Raw genomic sequence first — 19,760 nt, forward strand, 5'->3', positions numbered from 1 at the left:
GGGCCGCTGACCCGGGCCGCTGACCCGCCGCCGGCCCGCCGGCAGCGCGGGGCACGCGGGCGGGTCAGCGGTGTGCGCCGGCGCCGCCCGCGGGCGGCTGGCCCATCCCGTGGTAGGTCGGCGGGGGCGTCGCCTCGCCGGGGACGTGCGGGTCCCCCACCTGGATGTGGTGGAGCCCCTCCCGCACCAGCGGCGGAGCGGACCAGCGCGGGCCGGCGACGAGGTTCTCCTCGTCCTCCTCGGCGGGGTCGTGAACGTGGTCGTCCCCGTCCTGCCACAGGGTGGGGACGAGCTCCGGCGGGTCGAGCTCGCTGGGGTCGAGATCGTCCGGCACGAGGTTGGTGTCGTCCACCTCGCCGTGCATCTTGGACCCGTTGAGCACCACCGGGATCTCCAGGTCGCCCACGACGTGCTCGACGTAGAACGCGCGGTGCTGGATCAGCCAGAGGGCGTAGCCCGGGTCCAGCCGCGGGAGCAGGTCGGCCGCGACGTCGGTGAGGCCCAGCGCCTCCTGCGTGTCGGCGATCTGGTCGGACGCCTGCTTGTACAGGATCCGGATCGCCGTCTCGGCGAGCAGGCCCTTGGCGATCTCCACCGAGTCGGGGGACGCGGAGAGCAGGTCGGAGATGCGGTGCGCGACGATCGCGTTCGCACAGCCCCACTGCCGCGCCAGCTTCTGCTGGGCGGAGAGGCGTCGGACGAGCCCGGCGAAGCGCATCAGCCGCCAGCACTCGTCGTAGACGACGTAGCGCTGCACACCGTCCTGGCGCATCAGGGCGGCTTCCATCCAGGCCTGCGCGCAGGTCATGATCAGCGCGATCATCTCGTCGCTGCCCTGGACCCGCTCCAGGTTCAGCACGGCGATCGGCCGGTCGAAGTCCAGCGGGGACGTCGTCGGACCGTCGAAGAGACCACCGAGGGCACCGTGGGTGAGCCGCCGCAGCGTCAGCGTCGCGTCGCGGGAGGCGTCCCGCAGCTCGGTGGCGGTCATCGGCAGCGCCGCGCAGTCCTCCTCCGTCGGGTCGGTCATCGCCTCGAGCACGTGGGGGAGCAGCGGGGTGGCCCAGCGGTCGGGTGCGGCCCCGGTGATCTGCCGGGTGACGACGTCGAGCGCCAGGTCGACGGCGGTGTGCTCGGCCGGGGTGAGCGGCACCCCCTTCGCCGTCTCGATCAGCGAGGACAGCAGCGCCGAGCGGGCCCGCTTCACCTCGCGGGCCCAGTCGGCGTCCGCGATGCCCCGCGGGCGCGGAGGGGCGTCCAGCGGGTTGAGCCGGGTGGAGAGGCCGGGGCCGATGTAGGTCGGCTCGCAGCCGAGCCGGCGGGCGAGCCGGGTGTACTCGCCCTTCGGGTCGCAGGGGACCGCGGCCTGGTAGCCGAACGCCGACCCGCGGGAGATCAGTGTCTTGAGCAGCGCCGACTTGCGGGAGCCGACGGCGCCGAACACCGCGAAGTTCGGGTTCTCGATGACCTGCTGCCGGTACAGCTCGAAGACGTCGAAGTCGAACGAGTTGCCCGACCACACGTGCCGCCCGATGTACATGCCGGGCGCGTCGAGCCCGGAGTCGACGACGAAGGGGTAGATCCCGGCGATCTGTGCCGTGGTCTCCATGTGAGCGGGCAGGCGGAGCTTGTGGTAGTTCCGGCCGGCGTACGGGCCGAGCAGCTTCGGCGGCTGGAGGCCGCGCCGCAGCGCGGCCTGCGCCCGGCGCATGGCGATCTTCTCCGCGTTCGCCGCCGCGCGCTCCGCGCGCCGTGACCGGCGGCTGTGGGCTGCCTGTGCCTTCGCTCGCCGCCGCCGGCTCTGCTGGCTGCCGCCCAGGTCGGCGAAGCCGCTGGCCTGCCAGCCCGGTTCGGCCTCGTTGCTGGCGTCATAGCCGTAGCCGGGGTCGTAGCCAGTCTCGTAGCCGGAGTCGTAGCCCGGGTCGAAACCGGTCTGACGGCCGGTCTCGTAGCCGGCGTCATCGGAGTCAGCGGGCGTCACGACACCCCCACCGCGAGCGGCAGCGCGCCGACACTGAAGCCCTGGTCCTGCTCGCCGACGAGACGGACCATCTCCAGCCGGCTGCGTGACGCCAGCGTCTCGGCCTCGCCACAGGCGTCGGCGAGGGATTCCAGATCGTCCGCGGAGACGGTGACGAAGCCGTGGAAGCGGAAGGCACCGAAGCCGGCGATCAGTTCCTGCTCGCGCCGTTCGACCTCGTCCGCCTCGGCGACGTCCCGCTGGGTCGTCACCTTGCCCACCTTGTCCCGCATCTGCTGCTCACCGAGGTGCGCCATGCGCCGCCGGTTCACCGCCTTCTCCGCCTTGCGGCCCGGCAGCGGCTCCACCACCAGCGAAACGGTACGCCGGCAGGTCGTCTCCATGAGCAGCGGTGCCAGGAACGCCGCCGGGGACGGGACGCGAGGCCAGCCGTTGATCCAGTAGGTGGTGTGGAAGCCGGAGTCGGTGCGGTAGTGGTCCCAGGCGTTGACCGCCCGGACCGGGCCGGCGATCGCCGGGTTGATGCCGGACGGCAGCCCCTTGAGCCCACCGGCGAGGTCGGTGCTCGCACCGCCGCGGGCGTCGATCATCTCGGTCGAGTACGGGTCGTAGGTCGTGCGGATCACCGCGGCGAGCGCCCGCGGTGGCAGCCACCCCACCGTGTTGATCGTGGCGCGCGCGAGCGCCGCCTCCATCGTCCGCAGCTCGCCGAGGAGCACTGCGCACGCAGCCTCGTCACCACCACCCGCACGCTGGATGGCCCGGCGGGCGTCCTTGGCCCGCAGCTGGAAGGACAGGTAGGTCTCATGCCGCTGCGCGACCGGCCCCGCCGCGTCGATCACCTGCTCGTAGGCCTCCGCGGCCCAGGAGTCGTCGTGATGGCCCCGCACCCGCCAGTGGCGCTGCAGCTGGTCGCCGGAGTCCGGCAGCGTCCGCTCCAGCCACTGGATGCGCGACAGCTTGCCGCCGCCGCCGGTCAGCCCGGCCAGCAGCTCGCCCCAGGCATCCACCCGGGCCTGCTGGTCGCCGGACTCCAGCAGCGCGAACTGGCTGCCCTTCACCTGCAGGACGGCCGTGTAGGTCTGCCTCTTCACATCCTTGACCACGGCCACGTACCGGCCGCCGCCCACGGGGAACGACAGGATGACCAGGCTTGACAGCGGCCCCGGCAGGGCCGTCCTGGTCATCCGGTCCTCGGTTGGCCCGAGCCGGAAGAAGCCTCCGCGGAACACCGTCTCGCCCGTCACCTTCTGCATCGTGAAGCCGAACACGATCGGCACCCACTGGTCGAGGTTACGATCCTCCACCCGGACGAACGCGACGAAGACGAACCCCGCCGCCAGCAGCAGCCACAGCGGGACGAAGACCAACGGCGAGCGCAGCGCACCCAGGACCGACAGCATCACGCCGATCAGCAGGGCGAGCTGCGGCCAGCGCATGCCGAGGAGAACCCCGCCCCGCTCCAGGGGCCCGAAGCGATAGCTGCGTTCGGCGATCACGATCCACTCACCCGCCGCCGGTACGCGCCGGCGGGGTCACCCGCGGCGTGGCCTGCGGCGTTACCGGCGGCCTCGCCACCGGGCCGCCTCCGGACGTCCGCCCGCCACCCGAACCAGCCCCGCCGACCCGGGTCACGCCGCCACCCCCGCGGGTGGTGACGGCCTTCGCCGGGACGGACCGGGGTGCCCCGGCGGCCGCACCGACCGTGCTGCGGGCAGCCCGCACGCTCGCCGTCGCCGTCGCCGGCGCCTCACGCCCACCGCGGGCCGGAGCGGGACCCGGCATGCCCGAACGGCTGGCCCTGGCACGCACCGCGCCGGCGGTACCGGCGCGCGCGGGCAGTCCGGCCGGGGCGTTCCCACCGCGGCCCGGCCGCACAGCGGGCCGCGCGGCCGGGAGCGCCGAGCCACCGACCACGCCGGCATCGCCGAGCATTCCCCGGTTCCTGGTCTGCAGCCGCGAACCGATTCCGCGGAACGTGTCCCGCGAGGTCGAGCCGAGCAGCGCGCCCGCGCCATGCCCGAACGACGCCGCGCTCCGGCGGCCCGCCGATCCGACCGCGCGCATCAGCTGAACATCGGCGAACCCCAGCAGGTGCATGAGCATGAACGGTGAGAAGACCGCCGCGATCATCACAACGACACCACTGAGAATGCTCAGTGTCTGGTCAACCGTGGAGCCGGACGAATCCTGGGCGATGCCCGCACCCAGGGCGAAAATCGCGTAGATGACCGGCTTCGCGAAGATCAGGGCGACCAGCATCTCCGCCGCGCGCTTGATCCAGGTGCTGGTCGTCATGGTCGGCTGACCCGCCAGGTACAGCGGGATGAACACCGCCACCACGATGATCGCGACTTTCCGGATGTACAGCACCACGAACAGGGTGAAGGAGAAGATGGCAACCAGGAGCGACAGCACCAGGTCGAGGGCGAAATTACCCTGTTCGGGCAGTGTTCTCAGCTGGGCGACGAGGTCCGCCCCCAGTTCCTTGTCGTTGCCGAAGGCCTCGGCCATGCCGTCCGAGGCGGCCAGGATCATCTGCAGCAGCGTCAGGGCGATGAACGAGCCGATGATCGCCGTACCGGTCGAGACCAGGGCACGCACGAACACATGCGGGTCGCCCCGCAGGGCGGCCACGGTGCAGGAACAGAGGAAGAGACCGGTCACGATCAGGATCGAGACGCCGAAGACGATGTTGTAGTTGTCGACGACATACTGGGCATTGAGATCCACAGCGGTCTTCTGTGCCGCAAAGCTGAAAACGGACGCCGAAAGATCGGCCGCCATGTTGCAGAACGCCTTGCCGACCGAGTCCAGAAAATCTTCCGCAGCCCCACCGGCAAGATCCCGGAGAGGTGTGAGTGGTGTCCATGCCAGGACTACGGTTTCGTCTGGCGTGGAGGCCGCAATACCGCCCGTCATGATTGAGGTCCTCCAGCCATCACGAAATCTCTAAATTCTCCGGCGTTACGGCTATGAAGAAGTGGGCCATCGGGGCCGTCGTCGGCGTCTATCAGCTTCCAGTCGTCTTCCTGCCAGCGCACCTGGCAAATCTCTGAGCCCCAGCGGACCTGAGCCTGCCTAATTGGGTCTACGGAGTCGTAAACTCCGAGAGATATTGCGCCCCAAACAAATATTGTCGCGTCGGACTCCGAAGATGATTGGATCTGATATCCCAGAGGCCGCGCGTCGAAGTTGACTTGAGGATCCTGAATTGATGTGACGCCGAGTGTCGCCGCGTTTTCTTCGTCGACCTGCAGTATTCCGCTGGCAAGTGTTTCTACTGATGTTTGATCTGAAATCGAGCCGAAGAATCCGCGAATTCTGTCTTCTGCCCGATTGGTGACATTGTTGTAGGCGGTGAAGTAATTACCGCAAGCGCTTATCGCGCCGGCTTCGGTGTGGGGGTAGCCGACGGGCACCCCGAACTCGTTGACCCGGGTGGGCCCACCCACCGGGCCGTCGCTGGCTGCCACGGGGACCTCACTGGTGGGGGAAACGGCGACGGCAGGTGTCTCGGGGGGGTCCTCGGCGGACTGTTCGGGGGCAGGGTCGGAATCGGCCGGAGTCCTGGGGCCGCTGTCCGATGAATGCCGCCCCGCGACGTAACCGATGCCACCGGCCCCGATCGCGGTCACCGTGGCTGTCGCGACGATGACGATGATCAGGCGCCCGAATGCCCACTCCGTCAGGCTCACCAACGCCCACTCCCCTCCGTTGCCGGCAGGGTCATCATCGCAATGTCGGAGGCCAGATACCTCCGGAACCGGCTAGAAGGCGCTGGACGGAAGCTCATGGACCACGTCGGGGTCATCGACGATGTCATCAGCGGGCGCTGGGGTGAACGTCTGGACCACGGCCGGCGGGCGCATGCTGTTCGCATCATCGGAGTCGTTGGTGGCGGAGGCGCCGGTCGCGAGGAAGAAGTTGACGAACGCTGCGGCGGCACCGACCAGGAAGGCGAGGCCGAACCCGGCGAGGACACCGCTCTTGCCCACCGCCGAAGCGCGGTCGAGCCCCATCCGCTCACCGAGTGCCCAGGCGATTCCGCCCAGCAGGACGGCGGCCACGGCTGCGACGACCGCGTAGGCTGCCAGACCGTTGACCAGGTCCTGCAGGGCATTGATGCCGGGTGCCTTGGAGTTGTCCGGCGTGACGTCCACCGCGGCAAGAATGACCGCTGCCGAAGCGGCTGCAGCATCGACGATCATCGTGGTTCCCTTCCTGCGGGCGACGGGTCGCCCGGACGATCCGGCTCGGACACCCGCGCGGGTGGGCTTCCGGGCCGCAGGTCGCCAAATGATACGCCCGGCACCTGACCGTGATCGGCATCGGCAGTGTGTGACAGCGTCGATGTGTTGGGTGTTGCTAGTTCGGTGGGTGGCCGGACGGTCGGTCGAGCTACTGTCGATGTTGGTTCTATCTGTACCGTGACCTGCGCTTCGGCCTCCTGCGCGTCGCCTTCGGAGTCGGCGACGGCTGCGAGGGCGTCCACCGTTTCGGCGGCGAGCCGCAGGTAGGCCCGCCGGGTCGCCAGCCGCAGCCGGGGAATCCGTACCGGGGTGCCACGGCTGGGGTCGAGGCGAGGGTCGTAAGGGACCCGCACGATGCCGTCGACATGGCGGGCCAGCCGCGCGGTGGCGTTGCGCGCGCGGGGCGAGGGCCGGCCCCGCCGCGGCGATACCACCGCCGCGATCACGACGGGCCCGGAAGGCGCCGGATCCGCTGTCCCGTCGTCAGGTGCTCCCGGCTCGAGACGCCCGCGGCCGGCTGGCTCACGGGCCCGCACACCGACACCGGCGAGTGCGCCCTCCGGATCGATCAGGTCCGCGAGGGTTGTCTCCAGGTCGGACGCGGTCGCCAGCGTCACCAGGATCACCGCGTCGGCGGAGCGCAGCGCGGTGGGGGTCAGCGGAGCGGCCGCGGGCGCGTCCATGAGGACCAGCGGGTAGGCGTGGGCCAGACCGCCGAGGACGGCGTGCAGCATGGCCGGGGTGGCCGGTTCGTCGACCGGAACCAGGGACCGGTCGCCGGCGCCGGCGGTGCCGTTCTCGGCAGGGCGGTCGACCGGCAGGACGTCCAGGTCGTAGACGCTGCCCGCGCGCTGTGCGCTGATCAGCGCCCGCGTCTCCTCGGCGGGAACACCTGCGCCGGAGCCGCGCAGGCGGGCGATGTCGGCGACTGTGGCCAGCCCCCGGCTGCCGACCCTGCTGACCAGGTTGTCGCCGCGTGACTCGTCGATCTCGACACTGTCGGCCGAGGTCGGCGGTACGAACCCGGGGGTCTCGGCCCCGGGGTGGAGGTCGATGCCGAGCACCGGCTCGCCGCGCACCCCTGCCAGGGTGAGGCCGACGACCCCGGTCAGCGTGGTGGTACCCGAATAGGGGAACAGCGAGGTCACGGCGATCCGCCACGAGCCGGGCAGGATGCTGGACGCCCGGTCCGAGAGGGTGGTCCGGAGTGGGATCTCCTCCCAGTGCTCGGACTCGTCCCCACTGGCCCAGCTCTCCTGCCCGGGCCACTGCCGGCGGGTGGACGGCCGCAGCAGCGCGGCCGGCACCTCGTCTCCGGCGGTGAGAGCCGGGACGCGGCGGCGCCCGCCGGGGACCATCTCGGTAGAGGTGGGCTCCTCGTGGCTTTCCGTGGCCGCAGGCGACTCGGGTACGGCGGGCACCCTGGTCGGGGCAGCCAGCCGCGGCACCGGGGACCCCGACGGGGCCACCTCGTCCCAGCTGTGCTGGCCAGGTGTGCCGTACTGGTCGGCAGCGGCCGGCTGGGCCGTCAGATCGGCCGGGAGCGCCTCCACGATCTCGGCCGGTGCCGGTGCCGGCACCTCGTGCCACGCATCGGCCTGGTCCCAGGCCGGGACGGCCGCCGGGGTCGCTTCGGGCACGGCCTCCGCGGGCACGGTCTCCGCAGGAGCGCCTGACCACGCGGTATCGCCGGGCCAGGCCGGATCCGTCGGCCACGCGGGTTCGGCCGGCCAGGCCTGCCCTGCCGGCCAGGCCGTCTCGCCCGCCGGCTCGGTGCCGGCTGCGGGTGCCGGTTCGGCCGTGGGCGCGGGCGCCTGGGCGGGCAGCGCGGCGTCTGGTGGGTAGACCTGCTCCGGCCCGCCACCGGCCTGGCCCGGATGCCCATAGCCGCCCCCGGACGGGTCGTTCCAGCCGGAGGGCGACGCCGGGTCCGATCCGAAGAGGGCCGGTGACTGCGGGCCAGCGGCGGGTGGCTGGGGGGCAGGAGGCGGCTGCGACGCGGCAGGTGGCAGCGACGCGGGAGGTGGCAGCGGGACGGCAGGTGGCAGCGGGACGGCAGGTGGCTGGGGAGCCGCGAGCGGCGGCGCGGCAGCAGGAGGGGGAACCGCCGGCTGCGGGCCGGTGGTGGGAGTCCTCGGCGCGAGGGCGGACGGGCGGCCGGGACGGCGCGGCCCGGCCGAGGTGGGCCGGCGGCCCGGCGGGGGCGCGCTGGTTCCGCCGCCCCGGCGGGACGGCGGTTCCTGCGGGTCGCTGCTCGAGGGCCGCGCGCCCCCCGACGAACCGGCCCGAGACAGACCGGAGCGACCGGAGGCACCCCTTCCGCCCGCGGCGCCCGAACCACCTCGGCCGGCACCACCCGGAACACCTGGAACACCTGGACCGGTGCGGCTGGTGGGAGCTGCCGTGCCCGGGCCGGCGGGTGTCGAGGGTGCGGCGGGCGCGGTCACGGAGCCCGCCGTGGCGGGCGGGAAGCTCGGGTCCTTGCGGCCCATGGGGGTCGGCGGCGGGACGGCGCGGGGTGTCGCCGCGCGCCGGAGCGCCGGGCGGCGCGGCGGATTCCGCTGCGCCAGCTCGTCCTCCGGGACGTCCGATGTCGGGGTGGCGGCTGTGACCCGTGGCAGCGGTGACGACGCGGCGAACCGGCCGGGGGGTACCGGGGCGGGGACGCGGGCGACGTCGACGCGGCGCGGTGGCTCGCCGGCGACGGGTGGTTCAGGGCGGGGCACACGCGGTGCTGCGGCGCGACCGCCGCGGCCGCCCTCGCCGCGGCCCGAATCGCCGGGGGCGGCCGGTGTGCCGTCACGGCCGGCACTCGGCGGGGTGCGGGGCAGCCGGCGGCCGCGGCGCTGGGCCTGGCCGCGCGGCTCGTCACGGGTGTCACGGAACATGCCGGTCCGGCCTGGCCCCGACATGCCGGACCGGCCTGGGGGGCCGGGCTCGTCCGGTGCCGCATCCTCGAGGTGGAACGCCTGGTCCTGCCACGGTCCGCCACCACCGTCGGTGGCGGTGGCCTCGTCCTCGTCGCCGCGCCTGCGGTGTCGGCGGCGGGCCGCCCGTGCGCCGGTGCGGTCCTCGCTCTCGCCGTCGCGAGCCGGGAGCTCGGCCGCGAACGGCGTGGATGCGGGGATTCGCGCGCCAATCAGTGAAACGGGCCGCGCGTCCCCTTCCTCACCGTACGGTGCCTGTGGCACATCGCTCACGCGCCGTCGCCCTCCTGGCAGGTCTGGGCTGGTTGCTTGGTCTGGGCTGTGTCGCCTGGTCTGGGTTGATCGCCTGGTCTGGACTGATCGGTGGGTCTCGGTCAGGAGCTGAGCTGATGGCCCGCCTGGCCACTCGGGTGGCCAGTTGGTGCCAGTTACAGTTACTTACTGTTACTTACTCTCGGCTGCGGTCGGATCGATGTAACACGAGCCATTCGAGTATGACAAGCGCCAGTTGGGGCTCGCCAGGGCAGGCATTGCGGTGTTAGCCTCCCTCGCCGGTGCACAACGGCTGGTTGACGCCGGTCGAGAAGGGGGCCCTGGGTGGTGCAGGACAGCTTTCCGGCGGCCTCGTCGCGTTCGTCGCGTTCGTCGCGCCCGCCGCGCATGCCTGCCCGGCCGGCGGCGAGGACCGCCGAGCCGGTGGCGTCCCCTGTGGTCTCGAGTTCCCCACCTGCGAGGACGCAGAGCTCCAGCCGCCCGGCGGACGACGACGAGGTGCTGACCGTCGACGAGCTGGTGTCGTGGCTGCGGCTTTCCGAGAGCACCGTGCTCAAGCTCCTGTCCGAGCGGGCGATCCCCGCGCGCAAGGTGGGTCATCAGTGGCGGATCCGGCGCGGCCGGGTTCGGGACTGGCTGGACGGCCACGAGTGAGACCACGCGGGCACCAGGGAGGAACTCCAGTTCGGCACACCGATAGCTCCTGGTGCCACCCCCTTGCCCGCTGCGTGACATTGATCTCTCTCGTCCTGGTTACGGCGGTGGGCTGCGCGGCGCTCGACAATGCTTCGACCGAGCCGGCGCCGTCGCCGACCGGTGGGCCGCCCCCGGGGGCCAGCCAGGCGCCCGGCCCGCCGCTCGCGACCGCCACCGTGGAACCTCAGGGCACGGTTGATCCCACAGATCCGCAGGCTGTGGCCCGGGACTGCTTTCAGAAGTGGCAGTCCTTCGACGCGCGCACCGACGCCGGCCCGGTGGCCGGGGTCGAGCGGGCCCGCGACTGCCTCACCCCGGATTTCGCGGCGAAGCTCACCGGGGCCTCCGGCCCGGGTGGGGGTGTGGACGGCACGGACGGGGGGCGGGGCGACCCTCAGGCTGATCGTGCCTGGCAGGAGCTGCGGGCCGCCGGCACCCGGTCGGCGGTCACGGTGCTTGCGGTCACACCCGTCGGAGCGACCGACACCACCACATCCGGGCAGGTGGCGCTCCTGCTGAATGTGCGCAGGGAGACGGTCTCGAACGACGGCCAGCCCGAGATCACCGTCTCGACACCGGCGGTCACGATGCTGGCCGGCACGGATGGCACCTGGCGGATCGCCGGCGCCGACCTGGCGAACGCCGCCGGTGACGCGCCTGGCCGGTAGCCGGGCCGGTAGTACGGACAAGCGACGGGCAGAGGCGGGCGACGGGCATGGTGGGAACGTCGCGGCGACCGGGCCGCGGAGGGCGCTGGCTGCTCTGGCTGGGCTTCGGTGGCTTCGTCACCATCGGTGGCGTCTTCCTGCTCATCTCCATACTGATCCTGGTGATCGCCGCGCCGTTCCTCGAGGAGCAGCGGACCGGTAGCCGCGCGATCGTGAACTCCGAGGGGATCCCGACCGAGTACGTGCAGCTCATCACGGATGCGGCGAACGCGGCCGGCTGCGCCGAGGTGACGCCCGCCGTGCTGGCAGCCCAGCTGCGGCAGGAATCGGGATTCAACCCGCAGGCCCGGTCCCCGGTGGGGGCGATGGGAATAGCCCAGTTCATGCCCGGCACCTGGGCCGCTCATGGCACCGGTGATGTGTGGAACCCGGTCGACGCCATTCCGGCCGCCGCGCGTTACGACTGCGCGGTCCTGGCGTCGGTGAAAAATGTTCCCGGCTCGGCTCAGGAAAATATGCTCGCCGCCTACAACGCCGGGCCCGGCGCCGTGCTCGCCTATGCCGGTGTGCCGCCCTACCCGGAAACGCGCAACTATGTGCGTACCATTCTGGCGCAGGCCCAGGTGTACGGTGACGCGCTGGACACCGGGGTCGAGGTGTCGGTGGAGTCGGTCCAGCCGGTGCTCGACTTCATGTGGTCGCAGATCGGCAAGCCCTACGTCTGGGGCGCCAACGGGCCCAACGCGTGGGACTGCTCGTCCCTGGTGCAGGCGGCTTACCGGACGATCGGTATCTCCATTCCCCGTGTGACGACGGATCAGCTTGCGTTCGGCCCCCGGGTCGCCGGCGTCGAGCCGCAGCCGGGGGACCTGCTCTTCATCCCTGGATCAGACGGTACGGCCCTCGCGCCTGGCCACGTCGGAATGTATGTCGGGAACGGGCAGGTAATCGCGGCGAAGGGCGCGCGGTGGGGTGTTGTTCTTTCGGAACTTTCCGACTGGACGACGGTGGTCGCGGTCACCCGCCCCTTTGCCAGCAGTTTCTGAGGGCGTTTCCGGTCTCGCCGGGGCGTCCCCGCCGCGCCCCGGCCCCGACCTCAGACCGCGACGTCCGAGACGAAACTGCTGAGCCCGTCGGCCACGGTACCCAGCGCGCCGAATGCGCTGTGAACTACATCGGCGGCGTCGCCGGGGGCGGTGACCATGAAGAAGATGATGAAGATGGTCACACCCCACGGCCAGATCAGCTGCTTCATTGGACCTCCCGAAGAGCGTGGGCGAACCGGTGCCCTCGGGGGTCCGGTGCCTGTGGTGACGGTCGGTGGTTGCCGACAGCATGTGTGTACTGACTTTGAGTAGTGGTCGCAAGGGGAACCGCCGTGCCACGGCGGGGTCCCCGTGCGGCCCACGGGTGGTCCTCCGCCCGCCCGCGGAGATCGCGGGGGCGGCCCGGGAGGCCGGTCCGAGAGCCCACCCCGTGGCCTTCGGCGGCGTGTCGAACCGCCGATCGAGCAGGGCTGCCCCGGCAGGGAAACCCCTGTGGGGCCGATGACGTCGGGGCCCGGATGCGGGCCCGCCCGATGACACGGAACTGACAGGGGGTTGATCAGGGGTGGCCAGTAGTCGACGACCCGGCGAGCCGATGTACTGGTCCTCACCGTTCCGGGCAGGTGACGTCGACTCCCTGCCTGGAGCGGCAGCCTTGTCGGGAAGCTGACTACGGTGGGTGACGTCGGTTGTGGGGCGCGCCCGTCGGCGTCGCTCGGCGTGCCCGCTCAGGCGGGGCGGATGCTCTGCGCGAAGGCGAAGAGGTTGTCCGGGTCGTAGGCGCGCTTCACCGACCGGAGCCGGGGCAGGTTCGCCCCGTAGTAGGCGGTCTCCCAGTCCGTCAGCTGGGGGTCGATGTAGTTCTGGTAGGCCGACCGCGAGACGTGCGGAGCCAGCGCGGCCACCGTCTCCCGCAGCCAGTCGGCGTTGCGGGCGCGCAGGTCGCCGTCGTCACCGAGGTCGTAGCCGGCGATGTACTGCGCGCTCGCGACCACGTCTCGGTGGACGAACGCGGTCTCCTGCGGGCCCAGCCGCCCGATGGCGCCGCCCCAGGAGTCGAGGATGACGCCGCCCGAGCGCAGGCCGGGCACCCGCTGGCGTGCCTCGACGGCGTCCAGCAGTGCCTCGGCACCGGCGCCCGACAGCGGTTCGGTGAGGAAGTTCGACGCCGCGAGCTGGGCTACCCGGGACAGCGTGCCCTCGGGGTGGCGACCGGTGAGGTGGCACTGGGCCACGGTCCGTCCCGCGCAGCCGGCTTCGATCAGCATGGCCTCCAGCGGGCCGCGCTGAGCCGCGAAGGCCGAGGACGGGGCGCGGCCGACGGCGTCCACCAGCTGGGCGAGCAGGTCCTGGGCCGCCTGCGGCACGGCGGTGGCCGAGCCAGCCGAGCCGGCCGAGCCGGCTGAACCGCCGAGCGGTGTGCGTGCGCCCGCGCCGGAGCCGGCGGCGGCGGCGGGGGCGACGTCGCTGATCACGCCGCTGACCCGGATCGCGGGCACGGTCACGGTCGCGCCGTCCGTGCTTGTGGTGCTCGTAATGACACAGGTGGACCACAGATCGTCCGGAGCGTCCGGCCGCAGGTTCCAGTCCTGCCAGGCGGCGATCACATCGGCCGCGGCGTCCCACGGCCACCGGTAGGTGAAGATCGTCAGAGGTGCCGCCCGGTGGGTGGCGAACGTGAACGAGGTGACGATCCCGAAGTTGCCGCCCCCGCCCCCGCGCAGCGCCCAGAACAGGTCGGCGTCACGCTCGCCGTCCACCCGGATGATCTCGCCGGAGGCCAGGACCACCTCGGCGGAGAGCAGCTGGTCGCAGGTCAGGCCGTGGCGCCGGCCAGCGACCCCGATGCCGCCGCCGAGAGTGAGGCCGGCGACTCCCACCGTCGGGCAGGATCCGGCAGCAAGCGCCGCCCCCGCCCGCGCGAGCTGGTCGTAGACGTCGACGAGCTGGGCTCCCGCGCCGACGGCGGCGATCCCCGCAGCCGCTGTGTCGGCTGCGGCGGGGCCGTCCGCGGTGGGGCCGTCCGTACCCGACCGGCTCCCCGGGCGGACCTCGTTCAGGAGCGACACGTCGATGACCAGGCCGGTGCTGGCGGAGTAGCCGCCGTAGCTGTGCCCCCCGGAGCGGGCGGCGAGCGGAATCCCGGCTGACCGCGCGAACGCGAGACTGGCCGCCACGTCGGCAGCGGAGGCGCAGTAGGCGATCCCCTGCGGCCGGATCTGGTCGAAGGCGGGATCGAAGAGCTGGCTCGCGGTGGTGTAGTCCTGCGCACCCGGCCGGACCAGGCGGCCGGAGAGCTTCTCCGCGAGACGCTGCCAGTCCCGCTCGGTCGGCTTCTCCTCGCCCGCGCCGCCGCACCCGGCGACGCCGGCGGTGAACCCGCCGAGACCCAGCAGTGCCAGCCCCGCCCCGGCGAGGCGCAGTGCCTCCCGCCGGTCGATCGAACCTTGCCCGTCGAACATGCCGCCCGTTCCGTTCGCTGCCCGGGCGCCCGCTGCCCGAGCGTGGCCCTAGTCCTCCTCCGCGGCCCGCAGCACGGTGGACACGATGCCGTCCGGCCCGATGCGCCTGACCCCGCCCTCGCCCTCGCTCACGTAGACGGCCCCGGAGATGTCGACCGCCAGACCGCGGGGCGTCATGCGGGTCTCGGTGGCCTGGCCGCCGTCCGCGGTGTTCGCGGTGGCTTCGCTCGAACCCGCGAACGTGGTGATCTTACCGTCGACGGACACGACCCGGATCGCGTTGTTGGCGGAGTCGGCGATGTAGAGCTCGCCGTTCGGACCGAGCGCGAGGTCCTGCGGGTAGGAGAGCAGGGCGTCTACGGCCGGCCCGCCGTCACCCGAGCGCCCGGACTCGTCCGGCTTGCCCGCGACACGCGTGACCTTGCCGTCCGAAGTGATCTTTCGCACCGTGTGGGCGCGGTAGTCGGAGATGTACAGATCCCCGTTGTCGGCGAGCGCGAGGCCCGCCGGCTTGGCGAACATGGCCTCCGCCGCCGGGCCACCGTCACCGGACGTCCCCCAGGTGTCGGCGCTGCCGGTGACCACCGAGATGAGACCGTCCTGGACCTTTCGGACGCGGTAGCCATCGGTGAAGTAGAGCACGCCGTCATCGGAGACCACCACCGCGAGTGGGCTGCTCAGGGCCGCCTTCGCTGCCTGGCCGGACGCTCCGCCGAAGCCCTCGTCCGGCGCCGTTCCGGCGACCGTTGTGATCGTCTTCCCGTCGACGAGGCGGATCCGGCCGCCGTCGGTGTCGGCGATGTACACCTCGCCGTCACCGCCGACGGCGAGGGCATGCGGGCCGATCAGGTTGGAGCGCTCAGCCGGCCCGCCGTCACCCAGGACCGGTGTCGGGGAGGGCGACGGCGACGAGCTCGCGGAGGGCGACGCGGACGGCCCGCCGGTCGGGGTGGGGCTGGGAGGGGGCGGGCCCGCCCCGGCGATCCGGTCCAGCGACCCGTCCGGCCGCAGCCGCAGGACCTGGCCCTGCCCACCGGACGTCGGGCCGCTGTCGACCGTGTACAGCGACCCGTCCGGGCCGATGCCGACATCCTCCGCGCTGTACAGACCCTGGGCCTCGACGGGCTCGCCGCCGGCATACGCCGGCCGCTCGGGATCGGAGCCGCCTGTGAGCCAGAGACCCAGCCCGATCGCCGCGGCGAGCAGCGCCACCGCGGTGACCGAGGCGATGACGACGGTCCCGCGTCCGGGCCGGTACCCGCCGCTGCCCGGGCCATGGTGCTGCGCCCGCCGCCTGGTGGGCGGGCCGGTGGCACCGCCGTACGGGTCGACCCGGGTCGGCACCGGCCCGCTCGGCCCACCCGGCCAGCTTGAACCACCCGGCCCGCTCGGCCAGTTTGAACCACCCGGCCCACCCGGCCCACCCGGCCCACCTGGTCCGTTCGGTCCGCCGGGCCAGCTTGGCCCGCCGGGCATGCGAGCCGTACCTGGACCGCTGGGGCCCGCCGGCCCGAGAGGCAGGCCAGGCCCGCTGTGACCGCTCGGTGAGCCGGGCATGCCGCGGCCACCCGGCGGGGCGGCGCCGAGGCGGCCGGCCAGTTCGGCCGCGGTGGGGTTGGAGCTCTGGGCGTGGCCGGCGGCGGCGAGCACGTCGTCGCCGAGGCGCACCGGCACTCCGCTGGCCGCGAGCCAGCCGGGGCCGAACACCTGCGTCGCCGCGGCGGCGAGGTCGAGGGCGAAGTCGTGGGCCGTCGGCTGGCGCCAGGCCGGCTCCTTGGCGAGGGCGGTGAGGATCACTGCGGCCAGCGGCGGCGGCGCCTCGGTGAGCGGCAGCGGCGCCACCGACATGTGGTGGTGCAGCAGCGCGGGCACGGGCAGGCCGGCGGGGAACGGCGTCCGGCCGGCGAGCAGTTCGTACAGGACGACGCCGAGGGAGTACAGGTCGGTGCCCGGGCCGAGGCGGGCGCCGGTGATCTGTTCCGGAGCCATGTAGCGAGGCGTGCCGACGAGGCCGGTCGTGGTCGCTGCCGCGGTCTCCAGGATCTTGGCGATCCCGAAGTCGGTGACCTTGGGGGTGCCGTCCGCGGCGAACAGCAGGTTGTCCGGCTTGACGTCCCGGTGCAGCACGCCGCGGTCATGCGCGGCGGCCAGCGCCCCGGCCGCCGCCAGGCCGACCGCGCAGCCCGCGCGCGGGTTGTGCGGGCCGAGCGCCCGGTGCTTCAGGCTCCCGCCGGTCAGCTGCTCCATCACCAGCAGGCAGAGGCCGTCGTGCTCGACGTAGTCGTAGATGCGCACGACGTGCGGATGGTCCAGGCCGGCGAGGACCCGGGCCTCGGAGAGGAACCGGTCGCGCAGGTCGCCACCGCTGTCACCGTACCCGCTCCCGTACCCGCCGTGGCCGCCGCCGCTCGGTTCGAGCAGCACCTTCACGGCGACGTCCCGGTCGATCAGCCGGTGGCGACCGGCGAGCACCGCCCCGAAACCGCCCCGCCCGAGCTCCCCCCCGAGCTCGTAGCCGGTCAGCGCGGCGGCGACCCGGCCGATGTCGACGGACGTCATGGTTCGCGCCCCGGCCTACTGGGCGATCGTGGTGATCGTGCCGTCCGGCGCGATGCGCCGGATCCGGTCGTTGCCGGCGTCCGCGATGTACAGGGAGCCGGAGCCGTCGATGGCCACCGAGCTGGGCTCGGTGAACTGGGCGGCGCTGGCGGGGCCGTTGTCGCCCGAGTAGCCCTCGGTGCCCGTCCCGGCGATCGTGGTGATCGTCCCGTTCGGGTCCACCTTGCGGACCCGGTTGTTGCCGTAGTCGGCGATGTAGACCTCGCCGCCGGGGCCGAGGGTCACGGACGGGACGGACAGCTGCGCCCGGGTGGCGGGGCCGTTGTCGCCCGAGTAGCCCTTCTGGCCGTTGCCCGCGACGGTGTGGATGATTCCGTCCGTGGTGATCTTCTGGATGGTGTTGCTGCCGAGGTTGGCGATGTAGAGCGTGCCGTCGTCGGCCAGCACGACGTCGTTCGGCCCGTTCAGGGTGGCGGCGGTGGCGGGGCCACCGGCACCGGTGAAGCCCTCGGTGCCGGTGCCGGCGATGGTGTTGATGATGCCGTCCGGGGTGATCTTCCGGATGCGGTTGTTCTCGTAGTCGGCGATGTAGATCGACCCGTCCGGCCCGATCGCGACCTTCTCGGCGCTGTCGAGCTGCGCGGCCGTGGCCGGGCCGCCGTCACCCGAGAAGCCGCTGGTGCCGGTGCCGGCGATCGTGGTGATCGTCCCGTCCGGGGCGATCTTCCGGATGCGGAAGTTCTGCGCGTCCGAGACGTAGATGTTGCCGTTCTTGTCCAGCACCGCCGAGCCGGGGCCGTCGACCTGAGCGGACGCGGCGGGCCCGCCGTCGCCGGCGTAGCCCCCCGAGCCGGTGCCGGCGAGATCGGAGACCTGACCGGTGCTGGTGATCTTCTGGACGCGGTCCGTGGAGAGGCTGGTGACGAGCAGCGCGCCCTGCGGGTCGATGGTGAGGCTGTAGGGGCTGAGGCCCTGCACCGTCACCGGCGGCCCGCTGTACGCCGTGCCCGCGCCGGCCGGGGTGTCCCCACCACCACTGCCCGAGCCGCTCGTGGTCGCACGGTCGTCGTCGCCACCGCCACCGCCGCCGGAGACGGCCGCGACGATGCCGACTGTCAGCGCCACCACGAGGACGAAGACGACCGCCGCGATGATCAGGATGCGGTTGTTGCGGTTCTGGTCCGCCTGGCCCGGGGCCCGATGCCCCGGCCCGCCCGCGGCCGCGCTGCCGGGCCGCGGCGCCGGCCGCTGACCGGCGCCGCCCCAGCCCGCGCTGGCGTAGTTCTGCCCGCTGGTCGGCCGCCCGGCGCCCGGGCCCTGCTGGCCGGGAGGCGCGTAGGGCCGGGTGGGCCCGGCGCCCGGCCCGAGCGGCCGCGGCTGCGGCGTGGAGCCGGGCGGGGGACCCAACGGCCGTGGATGGGGAGTGCCCCCCGCCGCCCCCAGCGGTGCTGACGGAGGTGTCGCGCCCGCCGGGCCGGTCAACGGCCGCGGGTGGGGTGTGCTGCCGCCGGCTGGCCCGTAGCCGGGCTGGCCGTGGCCGGGCTGGCCGTAGCCAGGCTGGCCATAGCCGGGCCCGCCGGGAACCTGCCCCGGCTGGGCCGCACCGGGCATCGGCGTGCCCATGCCCGGGTAGCTGGCGCCCGGCCCACCCGGGACCGGCCCACCCGGGACCGGCCCGCGGTAGCCGCCGCCAGGCTGCCCCGGCGGATAGCCGGGCCCGCCGGGTGGGTGGCCCCCGCCGGGGCGTGCGGCCGGGAAGCCCCCGGATCCGCCGCTGTTGTTGCTGCTGCTGCTGGTGGTGCCGCCGATCGCCCCGCGGATCTCGTCGTCCACCCGGAGCTTGACGTCCGAGCGGGAGATCCAGTTCGGGCCGAACGCCCGGGAGCTCGCGAGAGCCAGCTCCAGGGCGAACTCGGCGGCGTCGGCGAACCTCGCGCCGGGCTCCTTGGCCAGCGTGCGCATGATCACCGCGGAGACAGGGGCGGGCACCATCGTGAGCGGCTCGGGCATCACGGTCAGGTGGTGGTGCGTCAGCGGCTGGACCGCCATCTGCCGGCCGAACAGCGGCCGCTGGGCGAACATCTCGTACAGGACGCCGGCCAGCGCGTACAGATCCGTGGAGGGGAAGAGCCGCCCACCCATGATCTGTTCGGGGGCCATGTAGCGGGGCGTGCCGAGGATGGCGCTGGCCGTGGTCTCCGCCCCGTCGAAGATCTTCGCGATGCCGAAGTCGGTGACCTTGAGCAGGCCCGAGCCGTCGAACATGATGTTGTCGGGCTTGACATCGCGGTGCAGCACGCCCTGGCTGTGCGCCGTGGCGAGCGCGGCGGCCGCGGCGATGCCGATGGAGCAGATGGTCTCCGGGGAGAGCTTCTCGGCGGTGATGCGCTGCTTGAGCGTGCCGCCGGAGAGCAGCTCCATCACCAGCAGGCAGGTGCCCTGGTGCTCCACGTAGTCGTGGATGCGCACGATGTGCGGATGGTCGAGCTCCGCGAGCACGCGGGCCTCGGAGAGGAAGCGCGCGCGCAGATCCGGGTCGTCGCTGGTGTCAAGGAGGATCTTGATGGCCACCTTGCGGCCGATGAGCCGGTGCTGGCCGGCGAGCACGAGGCCGTAGCCCCCCTTGCCGAGGTCTCCCTCGACCGCGTAGCCAGGGAGCGCCGCCTCCACGAGAGATCTGTCGATAAGCAAGGTCGGTTCCGTCCGTCACCGGCTGCCGGGCGGTCACCACAACCACCGTGCGGTGGTGACATCCCGAGGGCCACATCGTGCGGGATTGTGCGTGGGCAGCCCCGCGGTTGGTTCGTCTGGTGGTGCCGCGTTGGATGGCCAATCCGGGGTGCTTCGGCGCGTTCCCGGCGATACTACGGCCTCATACCCCCCGTTCCGCCCTGC

The 19,760-nt window shown here is 72.7% G+C and carries 13 protein-coding genes; 3 read left to right on the forward strand and 10 right to left on the reverse strand.

Features of this window, described 5'->3' with window-relative positions:
* Positions 1-64 precede the first annotated feature (64 nt).
* From B207_RS33565 to B207_RS0111610, 6 genes are all read right to left on the reverse strand, one after another.
* Positions 65-1,981: a conjugal transfer protein TraC gene (locus tag B207_RS33565; RefSeq protein WP_018636700.1), complete on the reverse strand. Its 1,917-nt coding sequence runs from the start codon at positions 1,979-1,981 to the stop codon at positions 65-67.
* Positions 1,978-3,480 carry an SCO6880 family protein gene (locus B207_RS0111595; RefSeq protein WP_018636701.1) on the reverse strand — a complete coding sequence of 501 codons (1,503 nt, stop codon included), beginning with the start codon at positions 3,478-3,480 and terminating at the stop codon, positions 1,978-1,980. The genes B207_RS33565 and B207_RS0111595 overlap by 4 nt, the downstream gene beginning before the upstream one ends.
* A 7-nt stretch (positions 3,481-3,487) precedes the next feature.
* Positions 3,488-4,714: a hypothetical protein gene (locus B207_RS0111600; protein ID WP_230204971.1), complete on the reverse strand. Its 1,227-nt coding sequence runs from the start codon at positions 4,712-4,714 to the stop codon at positions 3,488-3,490.
* A gap of 185 nt (positions 4,715-4,899) precedes the next feature.
* Positions 4,900-5,679: a hypothetical protein gene (locus tag B207_RS38230; protein ID WP_230204972.1), complete on the reverse strand. Its 780-nt coding sequence runs from the start codon at positions 5,677-5,679 to the stop codon at positions 4,900-4,902.
* 72 nt (positions 5,680-5,751) lie between these two features.
* On the reverse strand, positions 5,752-6,192 hold the full coding sequence (locus B207_RS0111605) for a DUF6112 family protein (RefSeq protein WP_018636703.1): 441 nt from the start codon (positions 6,190-6,192) through the stop codon (positions 5,752-5,754).
* Positions 6,189-9,434 carry a hypothetical protein gene (locus B207_RS0111610; RefSeq protein ID WP_026310957.1) on the reverse strand — a complete coding sequence of 1,082 codons (3,246 nt, stop codon included), beginning with the start codon at positions 9,432-9,434 and terminating at the stop codon, positions 6,189-6,191. The genes B207_RS0111605 and B207_RS0111610 overlap by 4 nt, the downstream gene beginning before the upstream one ends.
* A gap of 423 nt (positions 9,435-9,857) precedes the next feature.
* Between B207_RS0111610 and B207_RS33570 the strand changes: the two genes are divergently transcribed.
* From B207_RS33570 to B207_RS0111625, 3 genes are all read left to right on the forward strand, one after another.
* Positions 9,858-10,088 (forward strand): helix-turn-helix domain-containing protein, encoded by a 231-nt coding sequence (locus B207_RS33570; protein ID WP_154675280.1) that lies wholly within the window; start codon positions 9,858-9,860, stop codon positions 10,086-10,088.
* A 74-nt stretch (positions 10,089-10,162) separates the two neighbouring features.
* Positions 10,163-10,798 (forward strand): hypothetical protein, encoded by a 636-nt coding sequence (locus tag B207_RS0111620; RefSeq protein ID WP_230204973.1) that lies wholly within the window; start codon positions 10,163-10,165, stop codon positions 10,796-10,798.
* Positions 10,799-10,845: 47 nt separating this feature from the next.
* Positions 10,846-11,844 carry a C40 family peptidase gene (locus B207_RS0111625; RefSeq protein WP_018636706.1) on the forward strand — a complete coding sequence of 333 codons (999 nt, stop codon included), beginning with the start codon at positions 10,846-10,848 and terminating at the stop codon, positions 11,842-11,844.
* A gap of 50 nt (positions 11,845-11,894) precedes the next feature.
* On the opposite strand, the gene B207_RS40610 is transcribed toward B207_RS0111625, so the two are convergent.
* The 4 genes from B207_RS40610 to B207_RS0111645 all read right to left on the reverse strand — a co-directional run bounded on the left by B207_RS40610 (position 11,895) and on the right by B207_RS0111645 (position 19,556).
* Positions 11,895-12,053, reverse strand: a complete 159-nt coding sequence (locus tag B207_RS40610; protein ID WP_006542861.1) for a hypothetical protein — start codon at positions 12,051-12,053, stop codon at positions 11,895-11,897.
* 519 nt (positions 12,054-12,572) lie between these two features.
* On the reverse strand, positions 12,573-14,306 hold the full coding sequence (locus tag B207_RS0111635) for an FAD-binding oxidoreductase (RefSeq protein WP_018636707.1): 1,734 nt from the start codon (positions 14,304-14,306) through the stop codon (positions 12,573-12,575).
* Positions 14,307-14,354: 48 nt separating this feature from the next.
* Positions 14,355-16,865 (reverse strand): serine/threonine-protein kinase, encoded by a 2,511-nt coding sequence (locus tag B207_RS0111640; protein WP_018636708.1) that lies wholly within the window; start codon positions 16,863-16,865, stop codon positions 14,355-14,357.
* A 15-nt stretch (positions 16,866-16,880) separates the two neighbouring features.
* Positions 16,881-19,556, reverse strand: coding sequence for a serine/threonine-protein kinase (locus B207_RS0111645; RefSeq protein WP_026310958.1), 2,676 nt, complete (start codon positions 19,554-19,556; stop codon positions 16,881-16,883).
* Positions 19,557-19,760 lie beyond the last annotated feature (204 nt).

Source organism: Parafrankia elaeagni (assembly GCF_000374165.1).
GTDB lineage: Bacteria > Actinomycetota > Actinomycetes > Frankiales > Frankiaceae > Parafrankia > Parafrankia elaeagni.